Source organism: Gemmatimonadales bacterium, assembly GCA_035502185.1.
Classification (GTDB): Bacteria; Gemmatimonadota; Gemmatimonadetes; order Gemmatimonadales; family JACORV01; genus Fen-1245.
Genome location: DATJUT010000033.1, coordinates 1 through 5,307, shown reverse-complemented (window position 1 = coordinate 5,307; position 5,307 = coordinate 1). Strand labels below are relative to the sequence as shown.

At 70.8% G+C, this 5,307-nt stretch carries 6 protein-coding genes; 1 reads left to right on the top strand and 5 read right to left on the bottom strand.

The genetic code is table 11. From position 1 onward, the window contains the following. On the top strand, positions 1 to 423 hold a 423-nt coding region (locus VMF70_04775; protein ID HTT67321.1), incomplete at its 5' end, for a hypothetical protein. On the opposite strand, the gene VMF70_04770 is transcribed toward VMF70_04775, so the two are convergent. Genes VMF70_04770 through VMF70_04750 form a run of 5 tightly spaced genes read right to left on the bottom strand, consistent with a single transcriptional unit; the run spans position 362 to position 5,039 of the window. Next, the gene (locus VMF70_04770; protein ID HTT67320.1) at positions 362 to 1,132 is read right to left on the bottom strand and encodes a metal ABC transporter permease; all 771 of its coding nucleotides are present in this window, start codon (positions 1,130 to 1,132) and stop codon (positions 362 to 364) included. The genes VMF70_04775 and VMF70_04770 overlap by 62 nt on opposite strands. After that, positions 1,113 to 1,853, bottom strand: a complete 741-nt coding sequence (locus tag VMF70_04765; protein HTT67319.1) for a metal ABC transporter ATP-binding protein — start codon at positions 1,851 to 1,853, stop codon at positions 1,113 to 1,115. The genes VMF70_04770 and VMF70_04765 overlap by 20 nt, the downstream gene beginning before the upstream one ends. Next, positions 1,850 to 2,710: an iron chelate uptake ABC transporter family permease subunit gene (locus tag VMF70_04760; protein ID HTT67318.1), complete on the bottom strand. Its 861-nt coding sequence runs from the start codon at positions 2,708 to 2,710 to the stop codon at positions 1,850 to 1,852. The genes VMF70_04765 and VMF70_04760 overlap by 4 nt, the downstream gene beginning before the upstream one ends. After that, complete coding sequence (locus VMF70_04755) at positions 2,707 to 3,777, bottom strand: metal ABC transporter substrate-binding protein (GenBank protein ID HTT67317.1); 1,071 nt, start codon at positions 3,775 to 3,777, stop codon at positions 2,707 to 2,709. The genes VMF70_04760 and VMF70_04755 overlap by 4 nt, the downstream gene beginning before the upstream one ends. Continuing rightward, positions 3,777 to 5,039 carry a hypothetical protein gene (locus VMF70_04750; GenBank protein ID HTT67316.1) on the bottom strand — a complete coding sequence of 421 codons (1,263 nt, stop codon included), beginning with the start codon at positions 5,037 to 5,039 and terminating at the stop codon, positions 3,777 to 3,779. The genes VMF70_04755 and VMF70_04750 overlap by 1 nt, the downstream gene beginning before the upstream one ends. Positions 5,040 to 5,307: the final 268 nt, after the last annotated feature.

The window sequence follows — 5,307 nt, the reverse complement described above, 5'->3', positions numbered from 1 at the left end:
GCGGGCCTCGCGGCGGCGCTCGACCGCCCGGAGCAACGGGCGCTGGCGGTCATCACCCTGGCCGGCCTCACGCTGGGCGGGCTCATCCTGGGCCCCATCGCTCAAAAGGTCGCGTTCGGCGACTACTGGACCGGGGTCCCGTTCGGCTGGGACCTCACCGACAACAAGACCGCCCTGATGTGGATCGGGTGGGCCGCGGCCGGGGTCGCGCTCGCCCGGCACCGGAGGGAGGCCCGTTGGCTCGTCGTGTCCGCGACGCTGCTCATGCTCACCGTGTACGTGGTGCCCCACAGCGTTCGCGGCAGCGCGCGCGACTGCGTCCGCCCGGCCGGCGCAAGCCGGATTCCTCAGGCGGCAGGGATCAGCGCTTCGGCTGGTACGCCGTGGCCAGGAGGAAGCATCCCGCGGCGATCGTCACGATGATCGGTCCGCTCGCCCGCCCGAGACCGGTCGCCACGAAGGTCCCGGCCACGGTTGCGAACACGGCGACGGCGACCGAGACGGCGAACATGCCTGCCAGATTGCGGGCGAGCCTCCGCGCGGTTGCCGCCGGGATGATGACCAGCGATCCCATCAGCAGCACGCCCAGGTAGCGCAGCCCGAGCGCCACCGTCACGGCGAAGGCGACGAGGAAGAGCAGGTTGAGGCGCGGCACGTCGATGCCGGAGGTACGCGCGATGTCGGGCGAGACCAGCGCCACGATGAGGCGGTCTCTCGCCAGGACGGCGAAGGCGATCACCAGGGCCGAGCCGACGAGGCCGACGCCCAGCTCCCACGGGGTGAGCGCCGCCGGCGCGCCGAACAGGGCGTCCACCAGCTCCTCGCCCGTGGTGAGCAGGGCCCCGACGGCGAGGGCCGTCGAGAACACGACGCCGATCACCGTCTCCGTGCTGATCCGCGTCCGCCGTTCCAGTGCCCAGATCAGGCCGGCACCGACAAGCAGCGCGGCCAGGGCGCCCGCGAGCGGGTGGAACCCCAGGAGCAGGGCGAGCCCGATCCCCGGGAGCGCCACGTGCGAGAGGGCATCGCCGGCCAGCGTCATGCGGCGCATCAGCGCGTAGCATCCCATCAACCCGGCCGCCACGGCGGTCACGGCCGAGAGGAGGAGGGTGCTAGCTGCGGGGCTGGTCATGGATGTGGAGCCCTACCGGCGCCCCATAGAGCTGGGTGAGAGTGTCGGGCGTCAGGACGCTCTTGGGGACGCCGAAGCACCTGTACTCGGGGCTCAGGCACAGGACGGCACTGGCGTAGCGGTACACGACGGTGAGGTCGTGGGAGATCATCAGGACGGTGACCCCCTGCTCCTCCTGCAGCCGGTGCACCGCCTCGGTGAGTTGTTCCTGCCCCGGCTCGTCCACGCCGGCCGTGGGCTCGTCGAGGAGCAGCACGGTCGGGCCGCCCAGCAGGGCGAAGGCCATGAGCAGTCGCTGGAACTGCCCGCCGGAGAGCATGCCGATCGGCGTGTCCAGGACGCTCGTGGGAAGGCTCAGCCGGGAGAGCGAGTCGCGTGCCGCGGCCGGTGGCGAGTGTCCGATCCGGGCGCGGGCGCCCAGCAGGTCCCGCCCGGTGATGGGCAGGTTGCGCTCGAGATCGAGCTTCTGGGGGACGTAGCCGAGTCTGGTGCCGGGAGCCCAGCGTACGACCCCCTCGCAGGGAATTGCGCCCACCAGCGCCCGGAAGAGGACGGTCTTGCCGGCGCCGTTCGGTCCGATCACGGCAAGAGCGGCGCCCGCCGGAACCGAGAAGGAAAGGTCGTTCAGGGCTGGAGAGGCGCCGAAGTGTACGGTCAGGTGCTCGACCTCGAGGGCGTTCGCGCGCGCCGGTCCGGCGAGGGACGTCCCTTCGAGGCTCACGGGGATCCGGCGCCGCCCTCCGGCTCGATGGGCTCGGTCAGCGGTACGGGCAGGATGAAGCGCCGCACCAGGGCCGCCACGGCCAGGACGAGGCCGAACATGCAGACGACCAGCGGTCCCGTCGGCAGGTCGTACGCGTACGACACGACGAGACCCGCGAGGCACGCGACCATGCCCGTGGACCACGCGATCGGCATCATCGTGCGCGGCGTGCGGGCGAACAGCACCGCCGTCAGCGCCGGCACCACCAGGAAGCTGAACACCAGGAGCACGCCCGCGATGGGCACGGAGAACGTCACCGTGACGCCGAAGGCGAGATAGAACCAGAAGTCCCACCAGCGCACCCGCCACCCCTTGGCGGCCGCCACGGCCGGCTCGAACGAGATGGTCTCGAACCGGCGGTGATAGATCAACAGGAACAGGCCCAGCAACCCGTAGGCGATCGCGTCCTTGGCGATCGTGGGCCAGGTCACCCATAGCAGGCTGCCGACCAGCATGTCCTTGATAACGTCCTCGCCGCGCGGCGCCTTCTCCGCGATCAGGATGGCGGCGGCCGAGGCCACGACGTACACGACGCCGATGATGGCCTCCTGCGGGACCCGGCCGCGCTCCTTGGTGCGCGTCCAGGCCAGGACGGCGGCGCCGCAGGCGATGGCGCCGATCGCGAACAGCTGCGAGGTGGCGTCGTTGTGCACGACGTGGAACAGCAGCCCCACCGTCGCCCCGAGCGCCGCCATCTGGGCGAGCGCCAGATCCACGAAGATGACGCCGCGCGCCACCACGTGGAGGCCGAAGTAGCCGTGAATGGCCACGAGGAGCATGCAGGCCACGAAGGGCGCCAGCATCAGCTCGATCATCGGGTGCCCACGGCCGGCGCCGCGAACCCGCGGGCGAGCTCGCCGATCCAGAGGTTGACCAGGTCGAAATAGGTGTTGACGCCCGGCGCGCCGTTGGTGTTCGCCGGCACCACGACCGCAGTCGCGCCGGTGCGCTCGGCCACTTCCCGGATCTGCTGGTGGCTGTAGAAGTTGGAGGCGAACAGCACCGGGATGTGCCGCTCGCGCATCAGATTGATGACCTCCTCCACGTGGCGCGGCGTCGGTGGGATGCCCGGCTTGGGCTCGATGTACTCCACGCACTCCACGCCGAACCGCCGGCTGAAGTACGACCATTCCTTGTGGTAGCACACCATCTCGCGTCCCCGGAACGGCTCGGCCTCCTTCATCCAGCCGCCCAGCCGGCTCCACAGGGGCTGGCCCTGATACCTGGTCTGCTGGAGGAACGACACCAGGCGGTCGCTGTTGGCGAGGTCGAACAGCGTTGCCGGCGTCAGGACGCGCACCAGGTCCTCGCCGAACGTGGCCTGGAGGATCCGCATCTCGAAGTCGCGCTCACGGTCGGCATAGAACGCCGCATTGGCGGCGTCCACCCGCTGGAGTCCCGCCAGGATGTTGCGCGCGATGATGATGGCGTTGATGGGATCCATGGCGATGTGCGGATTACCGTCCACGTGGATGTCGCCCTGGGTCCGGCTCAGGTTGGTCGGTACCTCCATGAGCCGGATCCCGCGGAAGGCGGGCACGTAGCCGACACCTCCGTCGCGGACCTTCGTGTTGCTGGCGCGGTCCTCGAGCGCCGGCACCCACAGCTCGAGATCCATCCCCGTCGTCACGAACAGGTCGGCGTCCCGCAGCGCCGGCACGAAGCTGGGGCGCGGCTGGACGAAGTGGGGGTCCTCGTCGCCCTCGGCGATGGACGTGACGGTGGCCCGGTCGCCCACGATCTCGCGGGTGATGGACGCGTAGGTCGTCAGCGTGGTCACGATGCGGATGGGCGCGAGGGGTCCGGCCGCGGCGCCGCCGACGGGACGGGAGCCGGGAGCGAGGCCGGAGATCGCCAGCAGGCCGGCAAGAATCGCGATCATCAGAATAGCTCGTGTTTGTGGGGACCCATGGCCCAGACGACCTGGAGGCCCAACCGGTCCGTGGTGTTGGCGGCGACGTCGCGGTGGTGCGTCCACTGCGCGCGCAGGTACACGAACTCGCTCTGCCAGAACATCAGCGTCGGGACGATCTGCCCCTCGCGGCCGCTCAGGGGCGGGGGCGGCTCGACCAGGTCGCCGCGCACGCCGACGACGAACCGGCTGGAGAGCTTCCAGGTGGCGTCCACGTAGCCGCCGAACCTCGTGGGGCCCGTGCCGGCGATCTGGCGGTGGAAGGCGAAGACCTCGCTGCGGATCGTGAGCTCCTTGTACTTGGCCTCCTCCGGCGGCCGCCAGCTGAACCGCGCCGCCACGGCACCCACCGTGGTCTTCAGGCTCGAGTCGGCATTCTCGCCATAGATCCCGGTGACGCTCAGCTGGGCGTACGTGGCGCGCGAGAGCTGCCAGAAGCCCGACAGCTGCGACAGGTAGGCCGGCCGGTTGCCGGCGGCGAACAGGGTAGTATTGTCGCCGCGCGTCACCTGGCCGTACCACTCGTAGGTGCCCGCGCGGCCGGAGAAGGGGAGCGGCGCGTAGAGCGAGACGCCGGTGGCCGAGAGACCCTCCTCGCCCAGGTAGCGCTGCAGCACCAGCGGGTACTCATCCTCGGGGAGCGCGTGCAGGTGCCAGCGGTTCAGTTCGCCGACCTGCTGGCGGAACTTCCCGAAGTCCACGCGGAAGTGGCCGGGCAATCCGGTCCAGTAGGCGTACGCCTCCTCGACGTCCACGCCCTCTTCGGAGAACGAGATGAACACCTTGGCGACGGAGAACGGGTCGAGCGCCGACTGCAGCCCGAGCTCGAACTCCCGCGGGAAGAACGGCCGGGTTTGCGGTCCCGGGCGGTCGATGCCCGCCCGGACGTCGCCGGTAATGCTGACCTCCGGATTGGCGAGGCTCGCGCTCCGCCCGCCGGTCCGGCCCCCCACCTGGCTCAGCTCGGCCGTGTCGCTGCCCGCGGCCGCGAGCGCGGCGGCCCGGATCGCGTCCAGGCCGCCCGACGTGTCGAGCGCGGCGACCTGCGCCGTGCCGAGGCTGTCGAGGCGGGCCTGCATCGCGCGCATGACGGCCGCCAGCGAGTCAATCGTCCGCTGCTGGCGCCGCAGCACGGAGTCCTGCGGCGCCTGCGCCGCGAGGCCGGAGTGCCACAGCAGCGAGGCCACCAGCACCAGCGCGGCTCCGCCACAGGTTCGCAACCGCTGGTTCACGGCGATGTCTCCTTTGCATGGCCGACACCGGATCCCGGCCGGAGCCCACCGGCCGGGGGCCGCCACGTGCCGCAGAATGGGCTGCCGACGAGCCGTAAGTATAACTCGCCACGGGGGGAAGGCTCCGGCTTGGCCTCGGCCCGGCGCGGGGATATGTTCCGGCACTTCGCGAGGAACGGATGACCTCTACCGAATCCGACGTTCCGGACCAGCGGCCCCCGTACCTGATGGCGGGCGCGGTCGCGCTGGCCACCCTGGTGCTCTACGT

Coding starts and splice junctions, on each gene's coding strand:
- VMF70_04755 (HTT67317.1), bottom strand. CDS start 3,777: ATGATCGCGATTCTTGCCGGCCTGCTGGCGATCTCCGGCCTCGCTCCC.
- VMF70_04760 (HTT67318.1), bottom strand. CDS start 2,710: ATGATCGAGCTGATGCTGGCGCCCTTCGTGGCCTGCATGCTCCTCGTG.
- VMF70_04770 (HTT67320.1), bottom strand. CDS start 1,132: ATGACCAGCCCCGCAGCTAGCACCCTCCTCCTCTCGGCCGTGACCGCC.